Genomic DNA, 24507 nt, shown 5'->3' on the forward strand with positions numbered 1-24507 from the left:
TAATACCCAAAAAACCCATCCTGCATCTGCACAAATCCGCAAGACAAGGACGTAAACACAGTGAACAGGGAGATCATCCTGATGCGCCATGGCCAGCCGAAACTGACAATGAGCGGCAAGGTTTCATTAGCCGAAATGAAACACTGGATCGAGCATTACAACTTATCCGAAATCATCAACCAGCCCGCGCCGCAGGCTAGCGTGCAACTGGCGGCGAGCGCTCAGGTGATCGTATCGAGTAGTGCCCCGCGAGCGCTGACATCCGTAAGGGCGCTGTGCCTTCAGCCTAGTGTGGTAGACGCTGTATTCTGTGAAGCACAACTGCCCCATGGCCGCTGGAGACTACCGCGGCTCTCTCCCTTTACCTGGGCATTTATCCTTCGTATCTCATGGCTGTGTGGTTTTTCAGGAACGGTCGAATCAGCCCGCCAGGCCAGGCTACGGGCCAGCAAGGCCGCGCAACAGCTTCAAGATCTTTCCAGCACCGGGCCGGTCTTGTTGCTCGGCCATGGCTTCATGAATCGAATGATTGGTAAGCAGCTAGAGGCTAGCGGCTGGACTCGCCAGATGCGTAACGCAAACCGCTACTGGAGCGCAGTGATCTATCAGATGCATCAGAAGTAAGTTATGCAATACCCATCAAATACCATCATGAAAAGGCCTGCTACTGCAGCAGTATATAATCCACGCATTGCGTGACTCGTATAAGTTTTCCGCCTAAAACTCTATCTACATTTAAACGCGTTTAAGCCCAATGAATGCGCGGTACGACTAGGTAAAATTAGACAGCAAAAAACACTACCCCTGCGTTCTGCCGGCCGAGCACAACCGAAAAAAATTAAATCGCCAACTAGCAACAATAAGAGACACTATATAAATAGAAAAAAACTACGCATTTAATAGACAATCAAAGGTTGGTTGCTCTGGAGGAATCACATGACCACTTTTCAATTTATCTTTGGCATGATTTTCTGCCTTGCACTACTCACTATCAGGGCCTACTTGACCATACAAAGCCACGGAAAGTATGATAGAAATCGCCCGAAAAAACAAGTAAACCCTACAAATAAAACCTATATATCATAAGTATAATCTGGAGCCCCGAATCATAGGCCAATTCGGGGCTTTTTTGGCCCGTACCAATTTTCACGACCGCAACGGTTGAGAGCCCTGACATACGCCTGGCACGCCCGCAACGCGATCAATTCTCTATCGCCGGCATTGGTGATGGGCACTCTATTTCCAGTTTCACCAGACGAGCTCATTCCCGAAGACCATTTGGTTCGGGTGATCGAGGCCTATATTTCCCTGCTGGACCTTGAGCATCGACCGGAACGAAGAGCTCATCAAGCTAGCCTTAGCCGTGCTCAATAAGCCTGATTGAGCGCCCTGATATCTGTAGTTCGTTGCTCAAATCTCGCAACCCGCAAACTTAGATATAACTTAAAATACCTATAGGCCAATCCATTCGCGTGCCACTTTAAAAAAAATAGAAAAAAAGCGGCCAAATGAATGTTTTTTTTGAAAACCTTAAGTTTTAAGTATTTTTTGCGCACCAATTTTGATATCTAGTCAAAAAGCCGAAAAGAAATATTTCAAACCCCGTAAATTCAAGACGAGGCATTCACTCAAACCTAAGTGAGAACTTATACAGGCCTAGCATTGGACTGCCAACGTTGTACTCAGCCATAGCCACCAAGCTCGTCCAGAAATTTATTCGGGCATTTACTGCTCACACACTCATGCTTCGCTTGCGTAAGCCGATACTTAATTGAAAGCTAATTTTTGGAGTGGTGAAATGAGAAACTTAAGAGTATCTGTGCGCGCAATACTCAGCTTTGCGTTCATTGCTCTATTATTGGTCACGCTAGGCGGTGTTTCCGTCTGGAAAATGGGGCAGATCCGAGAGACCGCCAAGAGTCTGGAAGAGGACTCATTGGCAAGCATTCTCGTTGCAGAAAAAATCAATGTGGCCACGTTACAGCTACGCTTAGAAAACCGGCGGTTGATATATCAGACTGACCCGCAAGACCTGACCAACACACTAAAAACCATCAGAGCTGCGCGCGACAACTTAAAAAACGAGATCCAAGCCTATGCACACTTTGTCGCCAGCGAGAAAGAGGGTCAATTGTTCAAGGCCGTTTCAGATAATGGTGAAGATTTTTTTGTAGCGCTTGATCAAGTTAACGCACTCGTCAACCGCAACGCTCTTTCGGAAGCACAAACATTTACGAATGAAAATATTACGCCTATCACTAGGCGTCTCTCAGAAGCAGCAGATGGGCTTGTCAAAATGAATATAGACGAGGCCGGTAATGCTGGCCGTGTCTCCGAGGATACCTATCAAAGCGGCTTGAAGTTTGTAGTTTTTATCATCTTGACAGCGGCACTGGCGACTATTGTGTTGGCTGTGCTATTCACCAAAAGCATTATCACCCCATTGCGCGAAATGTTGCTGATTAATGAGACCATCGCCAAGGGTGATCTCCGCAGCACTATCAAGGTGACGGGCAATGACGAATTTTCAGACCTATTGCGCTCAACACAGATCATGCAGAGTAATCTGCGCGATACGATCAAGCTCATTGGCGACTCATCAACTCAACTGGCATCAGCTTCTGAAGAGATGAGCGCCGCTACTGAAGAGTCCAGCCGAGGTTTGCTGCGTCAGAACAACGAAATCGATCAGGCGGCCACTGCTGTGAACCAAATGACCGCTGCGGTTGATGAGGTCGCTCGTAATGCCGCCTCCGCATCCGATGCCGCTAAGTCATCTGACCAATCGACACGCACTGGCGCCGCCAGGGTGACAAGCACCGTCCACGCCATCGAAAGCCTTAGCGAGACGATACAGAACACCAGCGCCGACGTAGAGCGCTTGGCGGTCCAGTCCAAGGACATAAGCAAGGTACTGGAAGTTATCCGCACGATTGCAGAGCAGACCAATCTACTGGCCTTGAACGCAGCAATTGAAGCTGCGCGAGCCGGAGAGCAAGGACGCGGTTTTGCGGTAGTTGCCGACGAAGTCAGGGCTCTCGCACATCGAACTCAGACATCCACCCAAGAAATTGAGCAGATGATCGGCGGCATTCTCAAGGGTACAGCACAGGCGACGAAAGCTATGAGTGAAAGCTGCGGACAGGCGGAAGGAACCCTGACGATTGCTCACGAAGCCGGCGCGGCGCTGACCCTGATATCGAAAGCTATAAACGAAATAAACGAAATGAACGAAATGAACATGATGATAGCGACTGCCTCCGAGCAGCAGGCCCAAGTAGCCCGTTCGGTGGACGGAAACCTAATGAGTATTCGCGACCTTTCTATCCAGAGCGCAACGGGGGCCCGCCAAACTGCGGCTGCGAGTTCTGAGCTTTTACGCCTATCTGTTGACATGAGCACACTGGTGGCAAGATTTTCGCTTTAAGGAAAGTAACGCAGAGATCCATTTAAAGAAGAGAGCCGGCGGTGGAGTGACTTGGATGCCCTGTGCCGCTTGAAATGCACAAGCAACACACGCAGCTCCTGGAGAGTGAGATTCAGGAACTGCAGCTGCAGCTTCACAAAGCCCGAGAGGACATCTACGGCCTGGTGAGAATGCACGCTGAGTTGTCTATCGAACGCGACAAGCTTCGGACAGGGCTCAAGGCCTCCGATAACGCTCTTGCTAGTTGCAAAACTGACCTGAGCTTTGTCATGCGCACTGATGACGTTGAAGGCGACTACCTACTGGTACCACAAGGGCCGACACTCCCTGCAAAGATCAGTGGGTTTCAGTTCCGAGATATTCGACCCAAGGCGGCGTCGGAAATCGTGGATATCGGCCACGCGAGCCTGCTGCTGGGGCATAGCAATCAGCAGATCACAAAGCGCGTTTACAGAAGTCTCGGCGCCACTGCGGTGCCGTAAAAATAGAAAAGTTCTGGAACGATTCCATAATAGTTATGGAACTCCGAGCAAGTACAAGCCCGCCGCAGCCAAACCCCAGAAACACTAAAGCCCCGCAATCGCGGGGCTTTAGTGTGAATCTTGGCGGGAAACCGGGGATTCGAACCCTGAGAACGCTATTAACGTTCACCGGCTTTCAAGACTGGCGATTTTTTCTTTAAATACAGCAAGTTAACCTTTTTACCATTTCTGCATCACTCCTTATATCGACGCGCTGAAAGCCCCATAACTCAAGGGGTGCACATCAGGTTGCAGAAATGATTACTCCCCGCCCCGGCGGCCTGCCGACCGCACACAAGCTACCAAATAGCCCACGATTCGTGGCGTTTGTCCTATGCCCCCCCAGCCGCATTTGTAAAAGGCAAAGGGGTAAATACGTCTGAAAGGCAGGGTTGATCGGTGAGTCAGCAGAATGAGGGCAGAAATCGCCTCATGAAACGCCCAAGGAGTTATCGCCTGGCCCTCCCGCACCACCTCTATGCATTTATTTTGTGAATAACGCGGCATTCCCCACGTTTTACGTAAAAAATCCTGCCACTGATGAACAAACCGTTTAATGATGGCTCAACTGTGCAAAGTCCCTGAGTTCACCCTTTGGCCAAGGGGTATGGATTGTGCGTATTTCTACGTTAAGGATGTCGAGTGCCGAATCAGCCCTCAACCCAACGCTTGTGTTGTATCCAGAGCCTGGGCGTCGCCCTGCTCTGCCTGTGCGCGCTGCCGGCCGCCGCCGATGGGCGGCAAGCGGGCCAGGAAGCGCTGCGCTTGCAGCAACAACAGCAGCGCGACTTGCAGCAATTACACCTGGAACAACGCCAACGACAGCTGCAACGCGGTAGTTTCGGTACACAAGCGGCCACGCCGGCCTTGCCAACAGACATCGCCAAAGATGAACGCTGCTGGCCGCTAAGTGGCACGCGCCTGGCCGGGGTCACGCTGTTCAGCAAGGCTGAGCTGAACAAACGCATCGAACCCTACGTGGCGCCGTGCATGGGCGTCACCCAGATCAACCGCCTGCTGGCCGAGATCACCCAGCTGTATGTGCAAGCCGGCTATATCGCCAGCCGCCCGTACCTGATCAGCCCGCCGGCGGCCGGGCAGTCGCTGGATATTCACGTCGAAGAGGGCTACCTCGAAGCCATCGAACTGGCCGACCAGAGCCTGCCGGTGTCGTTAGGCGGCGCGTTCCCCGGGATGCTCGGCAAGCCGCTGAACCTGCGCGACTTGGAGCAAGGCCTGGACCAGCTCAACCGCCTGCGTTCGGTGGACCTCACCGCCGACATCGCCCCTGGCAGTGAAGCTGGCGCCTCGCGCATCATCCTGCGCTCGCGCAGCACGGCGTCACGCTGGGGGCTGGGGCTTGGAGTGGATAACCTCGGCAGTGCCGGCACGGGGCGTGATCGCAATGCCATCAACCTGAGCCTGGACAGCCCGCTGGAGCTCAACGATTCGCTCAACCTGAGCTTCAGCGACACGCTCAACCACGGGCCGCGCTACAGCCGCAGCAACAGCCTGTTTTATTCCATCCCTTACGGGTACTGGACCTACAGCCTGTTCGCCAGCCACAACGAATACCGCACGCCGTTCAAGCTCAGCCGCGCCACGCTTTACAACAGCGGCCGTACCGACCAGGTCAGTTTGCGCACCGACCGCGTGCTGTGGCGCGACCAGGGCCATCAACTCAGCGCCAACCTGCAACTGGCCTACAAGGACGTCGACAGCTACCTGCAAAAGGTTCGCTTAGGCATCCAGAGCCCGACGCTGACAGTGGCCGAGGCTGGCCTGAATCTGTTCTGGCTCAACAGCGCAGTGTGGAACCTCGACGTCAATTACGCCCAAGGCCTGACATGGTTTGGCGCCGACCGTGATGCTGACCAAACGCAAAAAAACCTGCCCCAGGCGCAATTCCATAAGTACCGCGCCAACCTCACCCAATGGCGCAACGGCCAATGGCTGGGGCAACCGTGGCAGTGGCAGAGCCAGCTGTCGGCGCAATACAGCCCGGATGCGTTGCCTGCCATCGAACAACTGCTGGGCACCGACGATTCGGCGGTGCGTGGCTACCGCGACAACATCGCGTCCGGGGCCATCGGCGCGGTATGGCGCAACACCTTGCGCCTGCCGCTCACCAGCGACCTGCCGGTAAAAATCACCCCGCGCCTGGGCCTGGACAACGGCTGGATCAAGCGCGAACACGGCGCTCAAAGCCAGCGCCTGAGCGGTGCCAGTGCAGGGCTCAACCTGAGCTGGAAAAACGTGCAACTGGACCTCGATTACCAACGCAACCTCAACACGCCCACAGGGTTTAGCCAGGAGCGGGAGGTCTGGCTGACGCGCCTTAGCGTGCAGATTTGAGCAACACCTGTTTAGCCTGAGTTAACCGCCGTACCTGACCACCACAGCAGCGTTGCAACGAACAACGCACGTCGCGGATCAGCCAACACAGAGCGAATTTATTTATGCCGACTGACACCCATACGTTTCACCTTTCACCCCAGGGCAAACTGCGCTGGGCCATCGCCAGCCTGTTCCTGCTGCCGCAGCTGGTACTGGCCGGTGGCTTAACCGTCGTCGAAGGGCCTGGCGGTACGCCGCAGCTGCAAAACCAGGGCGGCGTGCCCATCGTCAACATCGTCGCGCCGAATGCCGGCGGCCTGTCCCATAACCAGTTCCTGGACTACAACGTCGACCGCCAGGGCGTGGTGTTGAACAACGCCTTGCAGGCAGGTCAATCGCAACTCGCCGGGCAGCTGGCGGCCAACCCGCAGTTCCAGGGCCAGGCGGCGAGCGTGATCCTCAACGAAGTGGTGAGCCGCAACGCCTCGGCCATCAACGGCGCTCAGGAGATTTTTGGCCGGGCTGCCGATTATGTGCTGGCCAACCCCAATGGCATTTCCGTCAACGGCGCCAGTTTCATCAACACCCCAAATGCCAACCTGGTAGTGGGCCGCCCTGAACTGAACGACGGCAAGCTGCAAGGCTTGAACACTCGCGATGCAAGCGGCCAACTGACGGTGCAAGGCCAGGGCCTGCAAAACGGCGCGGGTTCGATCAACCTGATCGCGCCGCGTATTGACAGCGATGGGCGCCTCAGTGCGCGTGACCAATTGAACCTCACGGTCGGCCGCAATCAGGTCGACTACGCCAGCGGCCAGGTGCGCCAGGTCGACCCGGCGAGCAAAACCCAGGACCAGCGTATCGACGCCCGACTGTTCGGAGCAATGCAGGCCGGCCGTATCAACATCATCAGCACCGCCGAAGGTGCCGGGGTGCGCGTGGGCGCGGTGCAAGTCGAGGGTCGTGATGGGGTGAAGGTCAGCTCGGCCGGCGACCTCGATATCAGCGGCCAGGTCTACGCCAACAGCCTCGACGCCACCCGCGCCGGTGTGCAGAGCCGCCAGGGCGATGTCGACTTGCACAGTGCCAAAGACTTGAACCTCGCCGCCACCGACGTCGGCGGGCGCAACGTCAAGCTAGACGCCGGCCGCAACCTCACCCTCAGCAGCCTGGAAAGCAAAAAACTTCAGGAAAAACGTGAGCAGTGGAACAACAGCAACTTCCTGTTCACCTACGAAACCTATGACCGCACCACCACCGACAAGGACTCGCGTCAGCACGGCAACAACGTCGTCGCACAACAACTTGCCACGCTGTTGTCCGGCGCCAACACCGAGATCAAGGCCAGCAAGGTCGAAGCAGGCGACGCATTACGCGTCAACAGCGGCGCCGACCTGCAACTGAGCGCCGCCACCGAAACCCACGAAACCCGCGACCAGGGCAACCACCGCAAGCACCTGTGGAAAGCCAACTGGGACAATTCCAGCAGCGAACAGCGCAGCGTCACCAGCAGCCTCAAGGCCGGCAAAGCCCTGGAGTTGACTAGCCAGCAAAAACTGCAACTGCAAGGCGCCGAACTGAAATCTGCGGGCGATATTCAATTGGCCGCTCGGCAAGTCGACATCACCAGCGCCAGCCGTACCCAGAGCAGCAGCGACAACGCTTACTCCGGCGACCTGACTGGCGGCAGTTTCTTCGGCAAGAACGGCGATGGCGATAAGGGCAAGACCCTGAACACCGGCAGCAAGGTCAACGCCGATGGCAAGCTGATCGTCAAGGCGGACGATGTGCGCATCAGCGGCAGCCAGGCGCGTGGCGGCCAACAGGCCAGCGTCATCAGCGACAAAGGCTCGCTGGTGATCGACGGCGTGCAAGACACCTCCCACGACAATAGCTACAGCAATGACAGCAAGTTCTTTGGTATCACCAAGGATGAAAGCCGCAAGAACCTCAAGGACAGCACCGTCGTCGCCAGCAACCTGCGCTCGGACAGCAACCTCAAACTGCAAAGCGCCAAAGACATCAGCGTCAGCGGCTCCAAGGTCTCTGCGGCAGGCGAACTGCAAGCGAATGCCAAGGGTGACATCAACGTCGCGTCGGCTGAAAACACCTCTCACACCACTACCAGCACTCACACGCGGGGTTTCGATAGCTACGCCAAGGGAAACCGCCGACGGCACGCGTCAGTACCGCGCGGGTGTGAACTATGCAGACCAGCAGCACGCCAGCAAGACCGACACTACCCAGCAGCAAGCTTCCAGCCTCAGCGGCGGCAGCCTGGCCGTCACGGCCGGTGGCGACGTGAGCATCAAGGGTTCCGAGCTGAAGGCGGCCCAGGGCGATGCGACCGTGAGCGGCAAAAACGTCGAGCTGTTGGCGACCGATGACAGCACCCGTAGCCAAACCGACACCACCACCACCGCTGGCGGCGTCTATTACACCGGCGGCCTGGATCGAGCCGGCAATGGTGCGCAGTTCAGCCACCAGAGCAGCAATGACACCAGCCTCAAAACCACCGCGCAAACCAGCAGCATTGCGTCGGCAGGCACGCTGACGATCAACGCCGGCAACACCCTGACCAGCCAGGGCGCGCAGGTGAAGGCCGGTTCTGAGTTGCAGGTCAACGCGGCGCAGGTCGATAACCAGGCGGCGCATAACACCAAGACCAGCAACCACAAAGAGAATGGTTGGACCGCCGACGTCGGCGCCAATGTTGAATACAAAGGCATCACCCGGCCGATCGAAAAAGCCGTCGACGGCGTGGCCCAGGCCAAATTCCATCAGCCCGGCCTGCTGGATGCCTTCGAGCAACCGAATGTCGGGCTCGATGTGGAAGTCGGCCATACCAACAAGACCCGCACACAGCAGGACAGTACCGCCGTGGTCAGCCAGTTCAGCGGTGGCACGGTGCAGGTCAATGTCGCCAACACCGTGAAAGATGAAGGCACCCAGTACCGCGCCAGTGAGGGCGGGCTGAAGATCAATGCCGGCGAGCACCTCGCCACGGCCGCCGCCAACACCCACACCAGCAGCGAGCAAGGCGTTGACGCCAAAGTGGGCGTGCGCGTCTACACCACCACCGGTGAAGACTTGAACGTGCGCGGCAATGGCGCAGGCGGCAGCAGCGATGTGCGCGAATCCAGCAGCACGGCGGTGGTCGGCAGCTACGCCGGGGCCCAGGGTGTGAACATCGAGACCCAAGGCGACGCGCGTTATGAAGGTAGCCAGTTCAGCGGCGGCCAGGCGGGCGTCAACCTCAAAGGCGGTGGCGAATTGGCGCTGAACCGGGCCAGCGATACCCAGAGCAACACCAATAACAGCCTGCGTGGCAGCGGTTCATTGACCGTGGGCACGGCGCCGGGCAGCAACGGTACGAACGTCAACCTCGGCGCCGGTGTGCAACTGGACGACAAGCGCCTTAACACCCAGGACAGCCAGGCGCGTGTCGCGACGCTGCAGGGCAACGGCCCGATCCAGCTCAGCAGCGGTGGCGACATGACCCTGCAAGGCACTCAGGTCGGCAGCAGCACCGCGAAGACCGGTGACATCAGCCTCAACGCTGGCGGCAAGCTGAACCTGCAAGCAGCCACCGATACTCACGTGAGCAGTGGCAGCAACCTGGGCGGCGGCCTGACGGTCGGTGCCGGCAAGACCAGCAGCGCCGAAAGCAGCGGCACCACCGGCAGCCTGAGCGCCAACTTCAACATCGGCAAAGTCGCCGAAAACGACCAAGGCGTTAGCGTCGGGCAGTTGCACAGCAACGGTAAGGTGAGCCTCACCAGCGGCGCCAACGCGGCGGATGCCATCCACCTGCAAGGCACTCAGGTGGTGGCTGACAGCGTCAATCTGGATGCGCAAAACGGCGGCATCCTGCAAGAGTCGGCGCAATCGACCCAGGCACATAACAGCTGGGGCGTGACCCTGGGCGCGGGCGGCAGCGGCGGCAAAACCACCCTGGCCGACGCCGGTGAACACGACACCCCCAAGACCCAGCACGGCATCAATGCGCGGGCCAAGGTCGACGTTGATCACCTGCAAGGCACCACCCAGCACGACAGCCTGATCAAGGCGAATAAGGTGGTGATCAACAGTGCCGGTGACACCCATCTGGCCGGCGCGCGGATTGAAGCCGAGCAGGTCAGTGGCAATGTCGGCGGCGACCTCGTCGTTGAGAGCCGCAAGGATCAAGTCAGCAGCACCCAAGTCAACGTCGACGCCAAGCTTGATGTCGAGAAAAACCAGCCCGGCGTGGTCAACAAACTGGCCAAGGCCAGCGGCCCGCTCAAGGACAAGGTGCAAGCCAAGGCCGAGGGCGCGTTTGACAAGCACCGCGAAAAGCTTGAGAACGCCGTGGACAAGGGCACCGAGCACCTGGCCTCGGCCAAGGACAGCGTGGTCAACAGCGTTGGTAACGCCAAGGAACGCCTGGGCGAAAAACTCACTCGCAGCGGTAGCTACGACGTGAACCCCGAGCCCCGCGGCGCCTTCGGTACGAACGTGGACAAAGCCAAGGCTTACCTGGCGGACAAGAAGGATGCCGTGGGCACTCGCCTGTCCGATCTCAAGGAAAAGGTCTGGCCAAAAACCACTGACAGCTACGCCGTCAACGGCAAAAACACCACCGGCAATTCGGTGGCCAATACCACCGAAAACGTGCTGTTCGGCGACAAGAGCGGCAACACGTCCTACACACCGACGTTGAACCTGGACGTCAGCCATGTGGTGAAAGACAGCGTCACTCAAGCGTCGGGCATCCGCACGCAAGGCGTCAACCTGCAGGTGAGTGGCCAAACCCACCTGACTGGCGCCCGGATCAGCGCGGACCAGGGCAAGGTCGACCTGGGTGGCTCCAAGGTAACGGCAACGACGTTGGCCGGCAGCGATTACCGAGCGGATGTCGGGCTGAACCTGTCGAAGTCACCGGTCAACCTGGTGCTGGGCGCCAAGGACGAATTGACCCAGAAACAGGACGACGCCATACGTAAGGATCAAGCCTTCAACCTTGGACCGCTGAGGGTCGGCGGGCACAGTGATAGCCAGGCGTTACAGGCCGGGATTGATCAGCAAGCCAATTAGCAATCCACTCATGGAAGCAGGAGGCTACCTGCGCAATAACATGGAGGCCGCCGATATAAAAACGATCAGGCGGCCCTTGTTCACGATCACTTTGGCTCTAGCGCCCGAAAAGGTCATCGTCGATAAAGAGGACGATATCCCGGACGACTTCATCGACACCAAAACCGTGTTCTCTCCCGACAAGCGCGCCATCGCGGCCAAGCTCAAGGAAATCCGAGAGCAGAACGTAGCCGTACGAAAACGCATGGCCGCCGGTGAAGATGCTGAGCACGAACTGCTCGAAGAGCCCATCTGGGCACACCTCGAGCGCGGTGACAGCTCCATACGGATCAAGTAAGACACCATGATTTTGTAGAAAAAGTGGCGTTATGACGGCGGTCATGCACTTCGGGTCAATTCGACCTGCACTCATACGCACTTCACTTAAGGATGAGTATCATGAACGATGATTTGAAGCAGTCTGGCTCTACTACCACCTCGCAAACTACCACCTCGTTAGAGCAGGTTAAAACCGGCAGGGTATTGGATTTCACCTGGGCGCCAAACGCCAACACAACGACCACCACCGTCTCTGCAGACTTTGTCGATTACAAGGTCGACACCTCCCAGGGCAGCCCTACTGGAGACAGCCACTCCATCGCCCGATTCACCTATGTCCAGGGCAAAGGCGGTGGCAAGATCAGTCAGTTGTTTCTCGAAGAGATGCGTGCCGGGGTACGCGCCAACACCCAGATCGGGCTGATGGTAGGACGCAAATGGGTTCTGGATCCCAACGCTGAAGTATCAGGCAGCATCGGCACCTACGTGGTCGAGCAATTCGATGACATGCGCGCCAGTGTCAATTATGTCGGCGCCTTCGCCCGCGTCTTCGCAGACCCACGAATGGTCAGCTACCACGCTGGGGGCCACGTACACACCAACGTCTCCATCACCGGCAGCAGACCACTGACTATGGCGGACTCAGGTAAGTCGATCCTGGTCATCAGCGATACGGATGTCACGCTCACCATTGATGATGACGTGACTGAAGGGTTCAAGGTGAATCTGATCCAGGCGGCCGCCGGCAAGGTCAACATCGCCGTATCAAGCAGCCATGTGATCTACAGCAATGCTGGGAGTCGCACGCGCACGCTAAACCCGCTAGATGAGTTGGAAGTCAGTACCTTCCCATTCGGCCCAGTGTTCCTGGCCTTCCGGGTCAGACCCACGGCCTAGTGATCCATTGCGCGCTGGCAGGGGTGGGTCTTACTGCCAGCGCCGAATCAACATCCGAATCACCGGTAGACCTGGCTTGCACTGCCGGCCAGTGGAATAGAAGAGGTAGGCCGTGGCAGCCGAACAGAAGGAGCGCACGGTAAAGCTTGCCGAGAAACGGCAGGAGCTGGGCGAACAGGAGTTCCGACACACGGTACCGTACGGCACCCGGCGGATGCTCGACGAGCTGATGCGCTGGCATGAGATAGAGGAAGTCAGTGAGGCGGTGCAACTGCTGGTGCTCAACGGCCGGGCCGAGGATCTGCCGCCGGCGCCGCCGAGAGTCAAAGGGCCATCCGACATTATCCGCCACTACTTCCGGCAGGGAATGCGTGACCGGCTGGAAGCGCTCACCGATGAACTGGGCGAGACGAAAGACCGTGCAACCATCTGGAGACTTATCTCTCACGCCCAATCTCTGGGCGCCAAGAAATCCGCAGCCCTCTTCAAAATTAAGCGCCACGGTTACGAGATATCCGAAACCGTGGCGCGCAAATTACGGCAGGCAGGTTTTGCCGAATCGCTACAGATGAACGCCGACGACGACGGCGGCGAATAACCCACCCTCCTCGCGGCATCTTGAGGGCGATCTTTCCCTGGAAATGATCATTGCAGAGAGGGGAAAGGTAAGGCGCAAACTGAAATCTGAGCCCTCTATAGAACTGCAGAGTTGCTGTCCGGGTAAACTGCATCGCCGACGCTGCTCGCTCTGAATCAGAAAGGCACGGACGCGTATTTCCTTTTTCTGGATTTAAGCACCAGAACATCAATATCGAAGGATAGGGATATGAAGCACTTCTACAAAACGTTTCTACTACCTACGGGTATCGGTATTGGGGTGTTGTGTTCGATGAATGTCGAAGCGATAACGCGGGACGAGATGCTCAAGCTCAATGCCGCCTACCCGCCCGGTAGCATTGTTAGCTGTGAGACGCAGCTTGAGGGAAACGGGAAGAATTTATTGCCAACGCTCCTGAAAACTCGCGCACACATCAAAGAAAGAACGGGGAACCTAACCCGTACTGATGTGAGCGTAACGTTTATCCCGCTGGGATCAGCAACCACCACAATGACCGTGAATTACCAGTCGCGGGCAACCATGGAAGATGACGGTGAGTTAATTGAGATTGACCCAGATAGCCTAACTGTCTCATTCAGCCCTGCAAATCCAGCCAGCGAGTCCATTGTGGCGAACAAAATGCGCAGTATTCTCCCTCCTACTGGAAGCGATCTCAGGCTATACAAGACGGTAAAAATTACCGATTTCCCTTCGTTCATAATCACTCCCCAAGATCAGCCTCCCACCTACTGTCTTAAGGAAGAATAAGCAGTGGCACTTTGCATCATCGATGCCGAGACTTGGAATACGCTAGACCCTAGTCGATCTGATGGAGTAGTCAGGCATTACTGAGCAGGGCGAGGCAATGACGCTGTGATTCATCACCTGCACGCCATGGGCTCAGCAAAGTGCCAGCCACTGCTGAATCCTCCGCGCCACGAAATCGTGATATCGCAAAACGTGGCGCGGGAATTCCGCAATAAAAGCCTGCTCGCCATCCAGAAAGACCCTGGCGACGAGATCATCGAGCCGGACAGTGTTCGCTAAAGCCCCTTATTAAGCCTGCCCTTCACGTAATGCAGGTGACCCGCCTTCTGCATCTCTGCCCAATTTTCGAAATCGGTATTTGCTGCGATGAACGCATCCCATTGATCGTAGGGTATTGCCGCGAAGTCATCAGGACCGTCGATCTTGAACCCGGAAGCAGCAAAAAGGGACGCGAGGTCGTCAAACTCGCTATGGGCCGATACGAATTGGGGGCTCAGCATGTCGACCATCTTCACCTGATGCTTGCCGTCCAATTCCTTTGCATTCTTGATTAATTGGTCGAGTCCGCGGCGATCTATTTTTATTGGCATTTTCGAACGTCTCCTTGATCCGGGTCCATGCCGGTCACCCGTAATACCCCAACCCAAACCAAATTGCCACCACCGTTACCGGAGGGCGGCGCCTACCTGAGGTAAACGCAATGCCCGTACTTCACAGCGCAATCCACAAGATCGACAAGAAGCCCGACGGCACCCCGGCCGTTCTGTTCCTTGGCGGCGCCGAGCAAGTCGAAAGCCAAGCCCGCGACGACCTGATGCACCAGTTCAATGAAAGCTACAACGGTACCGCCGGCAAGGGCTGGGGGTTCTTTCATGCTGAATCAGGGGCCTTCCCACTCAGCGGCTGGCTCGGTAAGTACCTGGCTGGAGTCGGTGACTTCCTCAAATTCAGCACCATCGCTGTCGAGCACCTGGTTAGGCTGATGGAAGAGTCGAACCTGACCACCGGCGGGCACGCCCTCTTCTGCCACTATCAGCAAGGCCTGACCGAATACCTGATCATCGCCCTGGTGCAGGAAACCGAAGCAGTGACCATGACCGAGGAGCTAAGCCTACTGACGATCAAGCGCCTCGACTTGGACCACATCCGCCTGGCCGCGCGCATCAACCTCAGTGAATGGAAAGGCAATCCGCAGTCGAAGCAATACATCTCGTACATCAAGGGCAAACAGGGCCGCAGGATCAATGAGTACTTCCGCGACTTCATCGGTTCCCAGGAAGGGATCGACGGCCCAAGCGAAACCCGGACCTTGCTCAAGGCGTTCAGCGACTTTGTTGAAAGCGAGGATCTGCCAGAAGAGTCAGCACGCGAGAAAACACACGCGCTGGTCAGCTATTCCATGGCCCAGGCCAAGCTGGGCGAGCCGATCACCCTCGACGAGCTGTCAGGACTGATCGACGAAGACCGCCCAAAGAGCTTTTATGACTTCATCAAGGCGAAGGACTACGGGCTTTCCGAGACTCTGCCGCCAGATAAGAAGACCCTCAACAAATTCCGGCGATTCACCGGCCGGGCCGAGGGTCTATCGATCAGCTTCGAAGCGCACCTACTGGGTGACAAGATCAAGTTCAATCCGGCCGACGGCACACTGACGATGCGCGGGTTACCAACCCAGCTCACGGAACAGCTCAAGCGCGCTACGGCCTAAATCAGTTTGGATCGGCGGGCTCTGAAGGCAGAGAAACATGTTTTGTTTTCATCCAGATCAGCGTTCCGCCCTTCTGATACTTCCTGGTCCATTCGTCTTCGCAGTCCTTACATTTAATGAGCAGTTCCTCATCAACCGCATCACGACCACCGATTACTAAGAAAAGTCCGAGATCATCCTCGCCATCATAAGAGTGCATTGATTTTTCGCAGCATGCATTTGGAAACATTTCCCTCTCCTTGGTCCGGCTCCATGCCGGTCACCCGTAATATCCTATATCAACGATATCACGCGAGCCGGCGAGGATCCGAGACCCTTACAGCAGTTTTCAGCCTCTCCGGTTTTGCGCGGAGGGGGCGGAAATCGAAAAACTCAAAGTTGTATGAGCGGCATATCTTGGCATACCGAGTTAAAATTTAACTGCCAGACTAATCTACATCCCTCACTTAGCTTTAACCTTAACTTTTAGGATATCGAGGTACTCGCCGCCATCCAGATCACTACCAAGATCAATATTATTGATGACTAGGCTTTCGTTATGAAAAGTCGCGAGACCTTTCATAGTGCTTAAAAAACTCGTCCGCGCCACTCACATTAATCACATTATGAATCACGTTTGGCTTTACAGAATGCAACATCGCCTGATTTTGCTTTAATAATTCCTTTAAAGCGTCTATCTCATCTGTTTTTTTCTTTAATTTTTTTTATTAGTATCAACACCGGATATTTTTTTCACGCCCTACAGCTACCAGCGCTGTGGCGGCGAGTAAAATTGCGCCTATGTAGCTCATACTCAAGCCTGAAGCCTGAGTACTAAAATATACAACTAGTGATGTATAAGCTACAGACGTAACCAGCGTATATACTATCAGAAGGATTTTAGTCATTATACTTGGCGTCTTTTATCGTTATACCATGCCCCCCTAAACTCCCGACAAGCAGTCTCCCGCTAGTTTTAAGCACCTTTATTGCAGGATGAATAATTTCATCACTCAACAATGCATCTGGACAAATAAACTCCAAGCTAAACTTAGCCTCAAAATAGTCCTTTTGCACGTCACCAAGTACCGCCTTAAGCGCAATCCTGGACTTATTGTAAGAATTAATCATGGCATATAACTTTGAACGCTCTGGCTTTTTCGCTGTAGGAAATCGAAATGACACACTTATATTATTAACAGTAAGAACAGCCGTGCTAATTTGCAGACTATGAAATATCGCCGCCCCTAATTTAAATTCAACTTCCTCAACACCTGCCCCACTTGACTTTATTATTTCATCCTTCTCTTTATTACATTCCTGTTCAATTTCCTGATACCCATCGAACCTCATTAATGACTGACGAAGTTTAGAAGACATTACTATTCCTTTCCTACATTGCTTAAATTTAGCATTACGTTTGAAAACAAAGCGTTACGGCACGCTAAATATCATTGATCAACACTGATATCAAGCGACAATTTCATCACGCAACTATCGCCCCACGCCCGGACATGGCCCGGCAAGTACTCTTGCTGTCTACAAAAAACAAAACCGGCCCGAACGGTCGAACCTTTCACATTCATCTGAGCGTACGCGGTGCAATTCGCGATTTCGCAGGCGCCAGCTCAAAGGCATGTTCCGAGTTGATGGACCTGAATGCACCGCTGACGAGGCGAAGGATCATCTGCTCGAAGCGCTGGCCAAGGGCAAAAAGAGATGCTTCCATTCGGGGCGCCGTTTGAGGGACTCGACTTTGCCGGCGGCGGCTGCCCAGGGCATGACAAGGAGCCAACATAATAAATCTCTTCTGGCGCATAGTCGCTAAGCCGCTTGCTTGCCCGGCGGTTGACGCTTGGCTCATCAGCCGCGCCCAGCGCACCCCGTACCAACACATCATGTCCGCCGACGGCGCCGAGATGTACAACATGGGTCGCTGGTGGCTGTTCAACCCCTACTCCCAAGACACGTTCAAGCCAGTGCTGTGGTGGCACCTGTGGTCGTTCCGCGTGCACCACATCATGCGGTCGGACGAAGACCGGGATCTGCATGATCAGCCGTGGGATGCTCGCACGAAAACGCTGCGCGGCTGGTACACGGAACAGTGTTAATCGCCGGCCTATCTCCATGCTTAACGATGTGTTTCTTTCCGCCAAGGTAATTATTCGTTTCTATCGGGCGGCCCACTTTTTAACCTTCCAATTATATATTGATTACTCCCATAAGCTTCGTAAGTAAAAAGATTTATATCCTCAGAACTCAAAAGAAGACTGTCATCCAAATTATCAAACAGACCAAAGCGATAGACATACTTACTAAAACCCACCCCCTTTTTCCGAAAGACAATTATAAAATATCAGAACCAACTCATAGTCTGAAATTAGAGATCGAACCACCACGCCGAATTTATCTGAATCTTGGTGTTTTGACTCATCAACAAAGCGAAACACGGAGTACAAACTTCGGAAGTACAATCCTAGATCCGTCCTGCCGATATGATAGATTGCCTGATAAGCCATCCTCTTTGGATTGTCCACTTTATTTTTTAACACAATTTTTATGTATCTCGTCCAACATGGCTGCCCATTCCCGAAAACAATCTCGGCCGCGAGCGAAAACCTCATCAGTATCTATTTTCTGCAAGTCTAGGTTTCTAACGATTTCTTGCTGCTGATTTAGCATGTTATAAAACTGAGATTCAATTTGCTGCCTTGCAATTTGGCTCCGCGTTTCAGAAAGATCTTTGCGTTGAAACAAAAGGGTTATTAGCACACCAGAGAACGCCAAGCCTGAAAACAAGGCATTAAGTGTGCCAAAACTGTCTCCAAAAACACCCTCTCGCACCTGCCCAGGAACACTTACAAATGGAGTATCCCATAACAACCCAACCAAATAACAACCATATAAAAAAAGGACAGAAAACAACACTATAGCGACTCTACAATAACCCGCTATCCGGTCCTCCGACATACTGGCTCGCGCGTATAATAACTTTGCACAAAACAGGCTAAATCCGAAAAATAGAGCATAAAAAAACCAAGGTATATCTGAAAAAGAAAACCCAAGCCATCCGTAGGGCGTGAGTTCTCCATAACGCCATGAACCCATGAGATTTCTATAGTCAAGATCAGCTGCTCGCAGTTCAAACCAACTCATTCCCTCTCCCTCCGCTATGCATGTGCGTGATATGCGGGCGATATAAGACACCAACAAAAAGCAAAAAGCCATCACGAGTTGGCGCGCTCATGACGCCTCTTGCGGAATCGATCAGAGATAAAGCACCACGAACGGCATCACCTACCTAGAGCAGCGCTGAGTTGATCACATCGACAGGCCTCCACCGATTGACTGATCAACCAAACCTCAATAGGAGCACATCCGTACTCCACCCGCGCAACCTGTAACCCCTCCCCCTTCAAAGTCAGCCGCTATAGCGGCAAGGACGAAGTCATGACCACTGTAAACCAAAGCCCTGAATTCGAATTGGACGGCTCACAGACTGCACGCCATACCGAGGGTGACTACTTCTTGGTAACGCAGGGCAAGACAGGTCAGAAGCTCAGAATCCTGATGCGTACGGAAGCCGGGGAAAACAGCTTAGGGAGATTGGTTAGGGAGATCAGCGAAAGGAATGTCGGTCATTCGTCCAAGTACCTGTTGATCAACAGACACGGAAAGCGGATGACGAAGGGGATGTTGCGCTTGCGCTGGGACAAGGCGCGGGAAAAAAGCCAAGCAGAACGCCATCGAACAAGGCGACCCGCTGCTCGCTGCCAAGATTGGAGGGTTTCAGTTCCGCGACATCCGGCCGAAGGCCGCGTCGGAAATCATCGATATCGGGGATGCCAGCCTGCTGCTGGGACACAGCAAACAGGAGATCACAAAGCGGGTTTACAGGAGGATTGGCGCCACCGCGAAACCCTCCAAATAGGCAGAGTTTCGGAACTCCTACCCGAAAGTTTCGGAACTCCAGCCAAAAGCAGGAGAAACCTTCTCAAACCCCAGAAACACAAAAGCCCCGCATAAGCGGGGCTTTCGTATGAATCTTGGCGGGAAACCAGGGATTCGAACCCTGGGAACGCTATTAACGTTCGCCGGTTTTCAAGACTGGCGATTTTTCCTTTAAATACAGCAAGTTAACCTTCTATCATTTCCGCACCACTCCATTTTTCGACGCGCTGAAAGACCCATAACTCAAGGGGTGCGCATCAGGTTGCGGAAATGATTTGCCCCTCCCCCGGCGTCCTGCCGACCGCTCACAATCCACCACCAAGCAACCCAACTGCTACGCTGTTCACTCCAAGGAGAAACACCGATGCCGAACTCTGACCTGCTCCCTTCCCTACTGTCCAAAATCAACGAAAACCAACTCGCCCTTGAAGCGGCCATCATGGAGCTTACGAACTGGGTTGAGCAGCAGGGCGGCACCGAAGTAGCCGACAACGTTCGCGGCGCGTTAGACACCATCGACCGCAACGAAGAGTTCATCAAGCTAACCCTAGCCGTTCTCAATGCTCCCTAACTGATCGTCGGGAACACCTGCAGCTCGTCGCCTCGCAACCTCAGTCCGCACGAATCTCGATTACTGTATGTATATACAGTTTCGGATTCCCCAACCATGAACATCGATGAAGACACCTGCGAGTGGCTTGGATGCCCTACGCCTCTAGAAATGCACAAGCAACACGCGCTGCTCTTGGAGAACGAGATTCAAGAACTGCACCTGCAGCTTCGCAAGGCCCGAGAGGACATCTACGGCCTAGTGCGAATGCACGCTGAGCTATCTATCGAACGCGACAAGCTTCGGGCAGAGCTCAAGGCGTCCGATAGCGCTCTTTCTAGCTGCAATACAGACCTGGGTTTTGTCACAAGCAAGCTCAATTCACTTGAATGGGCGCTTGCGCGGGCTACAAACGGGGCCTGGGGAAGCACCCCCATGAAGATTCTGCCGAGCGATCTAAGCTGACGTTTCTACCGAGGGCTTGCCGATGTGCGGAAGACTTTCACAGTACAGCGGAATTCATGACTTCGTTGCGGTACTGAGCATGCCCAACGCCCTGGCAAACTCAGTGGGTGAGGCACGGCTTGAGCGGTACAACGTAGCACCTCAAGCATCACAGGTCGAGGTTGGGGGCTATAAAGCATGGATTATAACATTTACATCAAAGGCGCTCGATACTGATATATTGAATATGCAGCTATATATGCTATCAGATAATAATCTGATAGTTGCAACATTTAATATGACTAAGAACAATGTCAACGAATATCAATCTCTTGCTAAAAAAAACACTTATCTCAATAAAGCCTAATGGATAAACAGTGCTAGGCTCGATCCGCCTTGCGCACGAAGTAGGGACCTTGGCTGGACTTGCAGGGACCTGCTGCGGGGAAGGTGGCAGGGTGGATGTTGACGCATCCTGCCCGGCCGCTCCTTTTACTTCGGTGTAGAAACCTCTTTTACGTAGGCCTGACACGCCCGCAGCGCGATCAGTCCTTGGTCGCCGGCATCTGTGATGGCGATAATTCGTTGAGCATGCGCTGGGTCAAGTTGGGCTCGACGGGCTGCATGAACCACGCCGACGGAGCCGGAGGCGGCAGGCACGTTGCAGCCACTGGCTGAATCCGTGGCGTCGAGAAGGACTGACAGCCGCACATCAGCAGTAGCAAGGCGGTCACGCAGCAGTGCCTGGTTGCGTTGAGCATCGGAAAGTTCTCGGGTGTGTTGTTGATCGGAGGTGGCCAGCGTCTTCTCCAGGCCCAGGCGCCTGTCCTGCTCGTCGCGCACTTGCTTGATGGCCACCGCGCTGATCCTGTCCAGCTCGCCCTGGTGCAGGCCGTCCTGCTCGGCCAGCATGTTGCCCATGCGCCACTCCTGAACCTGCCAGGTGAAGCCGGCAGCGCTGACCAGCAGCGCCAGGATTAGCGCCACCAGCCCGGCCAGCTTCTGCACGGGCGTCATCACGGCACATCCTTGAAAAAGACGTGATGCCCGAGGCGCAGCGTTTGCTTGGCCTTCGCCGCCCAGGCCGGGGCCTTGGGCATCGTGGTTGCGTAGTAGTGCGTGGCGCCGCCGGTTGGATCCGGTACCGCACCGGCCATCACCTGGTCAGCAGCGCGCTGGGCCTGGGCGAACTGCGCGGCCGGGATCGGCTTCGCACCGCTGAGGTAGGCGTAGTTGGGGTCGTTCTGGTTCCAGCAACTGAACTGCCAGGGCTTCAGGCACACGCCGGCGTAGCCTTCCCCCCACCAGGACTTGGCCTTGCCGTCGAACACGCGGTTGCGGATAGTCCAGGCCACGGCGATCTGGCCGGCCAGCCCCTCGCCACGGGCCTCCCCCCACAGCGTGCGCGCCAGGATGTCCCGGTCTTTATCGGAAGTGGTCATGCTTTTCTCCAGGCAAAAATAAACCCGCTCAAGGCGGGTGTCGGTGTTCGGGAAGAACTCAGGATGCGGGCGACGGGGCCAGTTGGTTGATAGTTGCCCGTGCGGCGGTACGCGCTACCTTGACGTCCGAGGGGATGGGCGTCTCGTCTTCCAGCAGAGCAAAGGCGTACCAGTCGGTTTCCTTCAGATATGCGCGGGCTTGGTCCAAGCTAATCTGATCGGTCAGATCCTGGGGCGTTTGGATCTTTTCAAGCTGACTCCAATCAACCATGTTCTGGTTCCTCCTGAATAGCTTCCTCGATTATTGGCAACTCAAACACCGGAGGTGCTGGCGGGGTAGTGTTCGGGAAGTTGACCTGTCCGGCACCCACATCAAGGATGATTGGCTCGGGCGGATTGCGGTACTCCTCTGGACTATCCCAATCAACGGGCAACCTCAGAGTGATATGCAGAACGCCGTTCACGCGCTCAACATATTCAGACTCCACAAAAAATTTGTTACCAATGGCAGCACCGGGTAGTCGATACCCATCTAGAATCCCAGATAGATCAATAGTTTCACCGTTGATTGTAATCTTGTCTTTATCAACCGTCGCGACCAAAAAATCAGCCATAAGGTCCGGCCAAAGTTTTATTTTCATTTCCATCGCCCTTCGATTTTTAGGGTGGTGTAAGTATCCTGCGCGACTGGACCCAGTCTAATGCACAGTCGAAAGTTTGTAAGGGAGGTCATCATGCACTCTGGAGCGCCAGGTAAATTGAATGCACTCTGCGGCACAACGTTAGCAGAGGCAAATAAATAGTTGGTGGTAATAAATCCTACGCTAGGAATAGTAACGTTGTAGTAGTTGGTGGAATTGGCCGGCAAAATACCACTCAACCCCCATGGCTGCATGACCACCATAAGGCCGTTTGCGTATTTGAAAATATTAGCCCCACCAATAGTGGTGTAAGACATTAGCCCGCCGCTAGCTGGATCTACAAGCGCGTTAACCCCGTTATACACTGGGACCCACGCCTTCCCGGCAGCCGACCCCGATACAAAAAAACGCTCCCACATTCCATCCGAGTTAATGGAGTACGCAAGTTGGCGAGTCCAAGTTCCAGAACCACTAGTAAACTGATCAATATAGACATAAGAATCTGGAAGGTTGCCACCGCCGTTACCAAACACGAAACGAGCGTTTATTGCGGGTAGGGTGTCTGCGCTTGCGGAATTTGTCATTACTATAGGTGATGCTCCCAACCCCATCCACCCCGGTGTCACAAGCCGGTCAGGATTGGTGTCAGTGGCTGAGTCAACTTTAACCAACTCCCCTATCGCAGCATAAAGCTCAGCCATCATCGCATTGATCTTCATGCTTGCCGTTCGCGGCGGATCACCGCCAAGGCCCTGAGGCGGCGTACCCAGAATAATTTCTTGTCTTGCCATACATTTCTCCAAGCAAAAAAACACCCGCACTTAGCGGGTCGTGAACGTTCAAGAAAATCAATTAAACGGAAATGGGAGGCCGCCAGTTTTTATAACAAGTGCAGACGGTCGCCGATCAACAGGAAGAGAGTGATAGCCAATAGACGCAGTACCATCGGGCGGCCAATCCTGACTCGTAGTTCTGCCCGGCGGGGCAAACATAAATGAGATACCACCAGACCTCCCGAAAGCCCCTTCAGCCATACCGTAAGTTGTTGTATAGGCACCCGGGATTGTGTCCGGATCAACGATGCCGCACGATCTGCTCCACGAGAGGAAAGCCGCGTACTCAGTGCCGCTTTCGATATTGATGTCGACAAGGCTGTGCACAGAGGCCGAGCGCGATGTGGACTGGTAGGAAATCCGCTCATTTCTTCCGCCGAGATAAGTGGTGAAAGGCCGGCCGTGCCTGTCCAGAGGACCACGATCTGGAGCAACGATCGAAGAAACAATGTTCAGCGGTATTTGGTTGGAGTTAAAGGTAAAGACATTGCTCGCCTCCCTAGTTTTTAAATAAGGGCCCGGCAGACCATCATCCCTCATCAAATCAAAACAGTAGTATTTGGTCGATGCGCTGGCTCCGGCGAACAGGTAGGTCCAGGTATTCCCGTTGACCTTTAAACCAGTAACCACTCCTCGACCACTCAAGAAAACTATCGGAGCGACCGGACTGACAATTGAAAACCCAAACTGGTCGTCACCCGGAATACCTTGCTCGACCCAGCTACTACCAATATTTGGATCGACGTTTACTCCTCTCAACCTCAACCGACGCCAGTTCTCTACATATGACAAGTACCCAGCTTTTACCAACCCGAAACTAATTTTATTTGTGTCATAAAGAAGACTGGAATCACTTAGCCCAACGACAAGACCTGCCATATCTAATAGTACCCGTAAGAGATACGGCAATTGGCCGAGAAGAATCCCCAGCCAGCCGTGTTATATGAATAGGCCCAAGACAGAGTGGTTCCAACAAGAGTAACGCCGGGCCTCTTCCCTTTTTCCACCTGCAAATCA

At 54.7% G+C, this 24507-nt stretch carries 22 protein-coding genes, 1 tRNA gene and 5 pseudogenes; 16 read left to right on the forward strand and 12 right to left on the reverse strand.

The annotated features are described in order from the left end of the window. Positions 1–81: 81 nt before the first annotated feature. The 10 genes and pseudogenes from JTY93_RS15170 to JTY93_RS15215 all read left to right on the forward strand — a co-directional run bounded on the left by JTY93_RS15170 (position 82) and on the right by JTY93_RS15215 (position 14221). Positions 82–624 (forward strand): histidine phosphatase family protein, encoded by a 543-nt coding sequence (locus tag JTY93_RS15170; RefSeq protein WP_205475962.1) that lies wholly within the window; start codon positions 82–84, stop codon positions 622–624. A gap of 1174 nt (positions 625–1798) precedes the next feature. Next, positions 1799–3427: a methyl-accepting chemotaxis protein gene (locus JTY93_RS15175; RefSeq protein WP_205475931.1), complete on the forward strand. Its 1629-nt coding sequence runs from the start codon at positions 1799–1801 to the stop codon at positions 3425–3427. Positions 3428–3747: 320 nt separating this feature from the next. Then, a pseudogene (locus tag JTY93_RS15180) lies at positions 3748–3909 on the forward strand (integrase); the annotation flags it as partial. A gap of 681 nt (positions 3910–4590) precedes the next feature. Continuing rightward, on the forward strand, positions 4591–6303 hold the full coding sequence (locus JTY93_RS15185) for a ShlB/FhaC/HecB family hemolysin secretion/activation protein (RefSeq protein ID WP_205475930.1): 1713 nt from the start codon (positions 4591–4593) through the stop codon (positions 6301–6303). Positions 6304–6407: 104 nt separating this feature from the next. Further along, a pseudogene (locus JTY93_RS15190) lies at positions 6408–11361 on the forward strand (hemagglutinin repeat-containing protein). Positions 11362–11383: 22 nt separating this feature from the next. Then, positions 11384–11698, forward strand: a pseudogene (locus tag JTY93_RS15195) (siphovirus Gp157 family protein); the annotation flags it as partial. A gap of 101 nt (positions 11699–11799) precedes the next feature. Further along, positions 11800–12576 carry a hypothetical protein gene (locus JTY93_RS15200; protein WP_205475921.1) on the forward strand — a complete coding sequence of 259 codons (777 nt, stop codon included), beginning with the start codon at positions 11800–11802 and terminating at the stop codon, positions 12574–12576. Between the two features lie 112 nt (positions 12577–12688). Further along, positions 12689–13174, forward strand: coding sequence for a hypothetical protein (locus tag JTY93_RS15205; protein WP_205475920.1), 486 nt, complete (start codon positions 12689–12691; stop codon positions 13172–13174). Positions 13175–13402: 228 nt separating this feature from the next. After that, positions 13403–13942, forward strand: a complete 540-nt coding sequence (locus JTY93_RS15210) for a hypothetical protein (RefSeq protein ID WP_205475918.1) — start codon at positions 13403–13405, stop codon at positions 13940–13942. Positions 13943–14047: 105 nt separating this feature from the next. Then, positions 14048–14221: a hypothetical protein gene (locus tag JTY93_RS15215; protein ID WP_240344160.1), complete on the forward strand. Its 174-nt coding sequence runs from the start codon at positions 14048–14050 to the stop codon at positions 14219–14221. On the opposite strand, the gene JTY93_RS15220 is transcribed toward JTY93_RS15215, so the two are convergent. Next, a complete protein-coding gene (locus JTY93_RS15220; protein ID WP_205475916.1) occupies positions 14218–14532 on the reverse strand; it encodes a hypothetical protein in 315 nt (104 codons plus the stop codon). The two genes, JTY93_RS15215 and JTY93_RS15220, sit on opposite strands and share 4 nt — an antisense overlap. A gap of 110 nt (positions 14533–14642) precedes the next feature. Here JTY93_RS15220 and yejK point away from each other — a divergent pair, with 110 nt between their 5' ends. Beyond that, a complete protein-coding gene (gene yejK / locus JTY93_RS15225) occupies positions 14643–15650 on the forward strand; it encodes a nucleoid-associated protein YejK (RefSeq protein ID WP_205475913.1) in 1008 nt (335 codons plus the stop codon). A 1-nt stretch (position 15651) separates the two neighbouring features. On the opposite strand, the gene JTY93_RS15230 is transcribed toward yejK, so the two are convergent. Beyond that, entirely contained in the window at positions 15652–15879 is a 228-nt protein-coding gene (locus JTY93_RS15230) for a hypothetical protein (RefSeq protein ID WP_205475912.1), read from the reverse strand. A 650-nt stretch (positions 15880–16529) separates the two neighbouring features. Next, the gene (locus tag JTY93_RS15235; protein WP_205475902.1) at positions 16530–17009 is read right to left on the reverse strand and encodes a hypothetical protein; all 480 of its coding nucleotides are present in this window, start codon (positions 17007–17009) and stop codon (positions 16530–16532) included. A gap of 416 nt (positions 17010–17425) precedes the next feature. Between JTY93_RS15235 and JTY93_RS15240 the strand changes: the two are divergent. Next, positions 17426–17734, forward strand: a pseudogene (locus tag JTY93_RS15240) (hypothetical protein); the annotation flags it as partial. 210 nt (positions 17735–17944) lie between these two features. On the opposite strand, the gene JTY93_RS29975 reads toward JTY93_RS15240, so the two are convergent. Together JTY93_RS29975 and JTY93_RS15250 are read right to left on the reverse strand one after the other, a co-directional pair. Continuing rightward, a complete protein-coding gene (locus tag JTY93_RS29975) occupies positions 17945–18253 on the reverse strand; it encodes a putative phage abortive infection protein (protein WP_375373777.1) in 309 nt (102 codons plus the stop codon). Further along, entirely contained in the window at positions 18168–18785 is a 618-nt protein-coding gene (locus JTY93_RS15250) for a hypothetical protein (RefSeq protein WP_205518877.1), read from the reverse strand. Before JTY93_RS15250 ends, JTY93_RS29975 begins: the two co-directional genes overlap by 86 nt. Positions 18786–19079: 294 nt before the next feature. Between JTY93_RS15250 and JTY93_RS15255 the strand changes: the two genes are divergently transcribed. Then, positions 19080–19655 (forward strand): site-specific integrase, encoded by a 576-nt coding sequence (locus tag JTY93_RS15255; RefSeq protein WP_205518878.1) that lies wholly within the window; start codon positions 19080–19082, stop codon positions 19653–19655. 25 nt (positions 19656–19680) lie between these two features. Here the strand turns inward: JTY93_RS15255 and JTY93_RS15260 are convergent. Next, positions 19681–19784, reverse strand: a tRNA-Ser gene (locus JTY93_RS15260). Between the two features lie 160 nt (positions 19785–19944). On the opposite strand from JTY93_RS15260, the gene JTY93_RS15265 reads away from it, so the two are divergent. From JTY93_RS15265 to JTY93_RS15275, 3 genes and pseudogenes are all read left to right on the forward strand, one after another. Further along, positions 19945–20151 (forward strand): hypothetical protein, encoded by a 207-nt coding sequence (locus JTY93_RS15265; RefSeq protein WP_169391005.1) that lies wholly within the window; start codon positions 19945–19947, stop codon positions 20149–20151. A 96-nt stretch (positions 20152–20247) separates the two neighbouring features. After that, positions 20248–20595 (forward strand): hypothetical protein, encoded by a 348-nt coding sequence (locus JTY93_RS15270; protein WP_205475964.1) that lies wholly within the window; start codon positions 20248–20250, stop codon positions 20593–20595. A gap of 22 nt (positions 20596–20617) precedes the next feature. Beyond that, positions 20618–20737, forward strand: a pseudogene (locus tag JTY93_RS15275) (DUF159 family protein); the annotation flags it as partial. Between the two features lie 329 nt (positions 20738–21066). Here JTY93_RS15275 and JTY93_RS15280 read toward each other — a convergent pair. From JTY93_RS15280 to JTY93_RS15305, 6 genes are read right to left on the reverse strand one after another with little or no spacing between them, the layout of a single operon-like run. Continuing rightward, positions 21067–21591: a lysis system i-spanin subunit Rz gene (locus JTY93_RS15280; RefSeq protein ID WP_205475894.1), complete on the reverse strand. Its 525-nt coding sequence runs from the start codon at positions 21589–21591 to the stop codon at positions 21067–21069. Next, positions 21591–22016: a cell wall hydrolase gene (locus JTY93_RS15285; protein WP_205475892.1), complete on the reverse strand. Its 426-nt coding sequence runs from the start codon at positions 22014–22016 to the stop codon at positions 21591–21593. The genes JTY93_RS15280 and JTY93_RS15285 overlap by 1 nt, the downstream gene beginning before the upstream one ends. 58 nt (positions 22017–22074) lie before the next feature. Next, complete coding sequence (locus tag JTY93_RS15290; RefSeq protein ID WP_205475890.1) at positions 22075–22287, reverse strand: hypothetical protein; 213 nt, start codon at positions 22285–22287, stop codon at positions 22075–22077. Next, the gene (locus JTY93_RS15295) at positions 22280–22657 is read right to left on the reverse strand and encodes a hypothetical protein (protein ID WP_205475888.1); all 378 of its coding nucleotides are present in this window, start codon (positions 22655–22657) and stop codon (positions 22280–22282) included. Before JTY93_RS15295 ends, JTY93_RS15290 begins: the two co-directional genes overlap by 8 nt. Beyond that, positions 22654–23448 (reverse strand): hypothetical protein, encoded by a 795-nt coding sequence (locus JTY93_RS15300; protein WP_205475886.1) that lies wholly within the window; start codon positions 23446–23448, stop codon positions 22654–22656. Before JTY93_RS15300 ends, JTY93_RS15295 begins: the two co-directional genes overlap by 4 nt. Before the next feature lie 57 nt (positions 23449–23505). Then, positions 23506–24369, reverse strand: coding sequence for a hypothetical protein (locus JTY93_RS15305; RefSeq protein ID WP_205475885.1), 864 nt, complete (start codon positions 24367–24369; stop codon positions 23506–23508). Between the last annotated feature and the right edge of the window lie 138 nt (positions 24370–24507).

The sequence above is a fragment of the Pseudomonas hygromyciniae genome (genome assembly GCF_016925675.1).
Taxonomy (GTDB): domain Bacteria; phylum Pseudomonadota; class Gammaproteobacteria; order Pseudomonadales; family Pseudomonadaceae; genus Aquipseudomonas; species Aquipseudomonas hygromyciniae.

What these genes read in the sequence shown, in the direction of transcription:
- JTY93_RS15170 (WP_205475962.1), top strand. Translation starts at nt 82, where the DNA reads ATGCGCCATGGCCAGCCGAAACTGACAATGAGCGGCAAGGTTTCATTA.
- JTY93_RS15175 (WP_205475931.1), top strand. Translation starts at nt 1,799, where the DNA reads ATGAGAAACTTAAGAGTATCTGTGCGCGCAATACTCAGCTTTGCGTTC.
- JTY93_RS15200 (WP_205475921.1), top strand. Translation starts at nt 11,800, where the DNA reads ATGAACGATGATTTGAAGCAGTCTGGCTCTACTACCACCTCGCAAACT.
- JTY93_RS15210 (WP_205475918.1), top strand. Translation starts at nt 13,403, where the DNA reads ATGAAGCACTTCTACAAAACGTTTCTACTACCTACGGGTATCGGTATT.
- JTY93_RS15220 (WP_205475916.1), bottom strand. Translation starts at nt 14,532, where the DNA reads ATGCCAATAAAAATAGATCGCCGCGGACTCGACCAATTAATCAAGAAT.
- yejK (WP_205475913.1), top strand. Translation starts at nt 14,643, where the DNA reads ATGCCCGTACTTCACAGCGCAATCCACAAGATCGACAAGAAGCCCGAC.
- JTY93_RS15230 (WP_205475912.1), bottom strand. Translation starts at nt 15,879, where the DNA reads ATGTTTCCAAATGCATGCTGCGAAAAATCAATGCACTCTTATGATGGC.
- JTY93_RS15235 (WP_205475902.1), bottom strand. Translation starts at nt 17,009, where the DNA reads ATGTCTTCTAAACTTCGTCAGTCATTAATGAGGTTCGATGGGTATCAG.
- JTY93_RS29975 (WP_375373777.1), bottom strand. Translation starts at nt 18,253, where the DNA reads ATGAGGTTTTCGCTCGCGGCCGAGATTGTTTTCGGGAATGGGCAGCCA.
- JTY93_RS15250 (WP_205518877.1), bottom strand. Translation starts at nt 18,785, where the DNA reads ATGAGTTGGTTTGAACTGCGAGCAGCTGATCTTGACTATAGAAATCTC.
- JTY93_RS15255 (WP_205518878.1), top strand. Translation starts at nt 19,080, where the DNA reads ATGACCACTGTAAACCAAAGCCCTGAATTCGAATTGGACGGCTCACAG.
- JTY93_RS15265 (WP_169391005.1), top strand. Translation starts at nt 19,945, where the DNA reads ATGCCGAACTCTGACCTGCTCCCTTCCCTACTGTCCAAAATCAACGAA.
- JTY93_RS15270 (WP_205475964.1), top strand. Translation starts at nt 20,248, where the DNA reads ATGAACATCGATGAAGACACCTGCGAGTGGCTTGGATGCCCTACGCCT.
- JTY93_RS15280 (WP_205475894.1), bottom strand. Translation starts at nt 21,591, where the DNA reads ATGACGCCCGTGCAGAAGCTGGCCGGGCTGGTGGCGCTAATCCTGGCG.
- JTY93_RS15285 (WP_205475892.1), bottom strand. Translation starts at nt 22,016, where the DNA reads ATGACCACTTCCGATAAAGACCGGGACATCCTGGCGCGCACGCTGTGG.
- JTY93_RS15290 (WP_205475890.1), bottom strand. Translation starts at nt 22,287, where the DNA reads ATGGTTGATTGGAGTCAGCTTGAAAAGATCCAAACGCCCCAGGATCTG.
- JTY93_RS15295 (WP_205475888.1), bottom strand. Translation starts at nt 22,657, where the DNA reads ATGAAAATAAAACTTTGGCCGGACCTTATGGCTGATTTTTTGGTCGCG.
- JTY93_RS15300 (WP_205475886.1), bottom strand. Translation starts at nt 23,448, where the DNA reads ATGGCAAGACAAGAAATTATTCTGGGTACGCCGCCTCAGGGCCTTGGC.
- JTY93_RS15305 (WP_205475885.1), bottom strand. Translation starts at nt 24,369, where the DNA reads ATGGCAGGTCTTGTCGTTGGGCTAAGTGATTCCAGTCTTCTTTATGAC.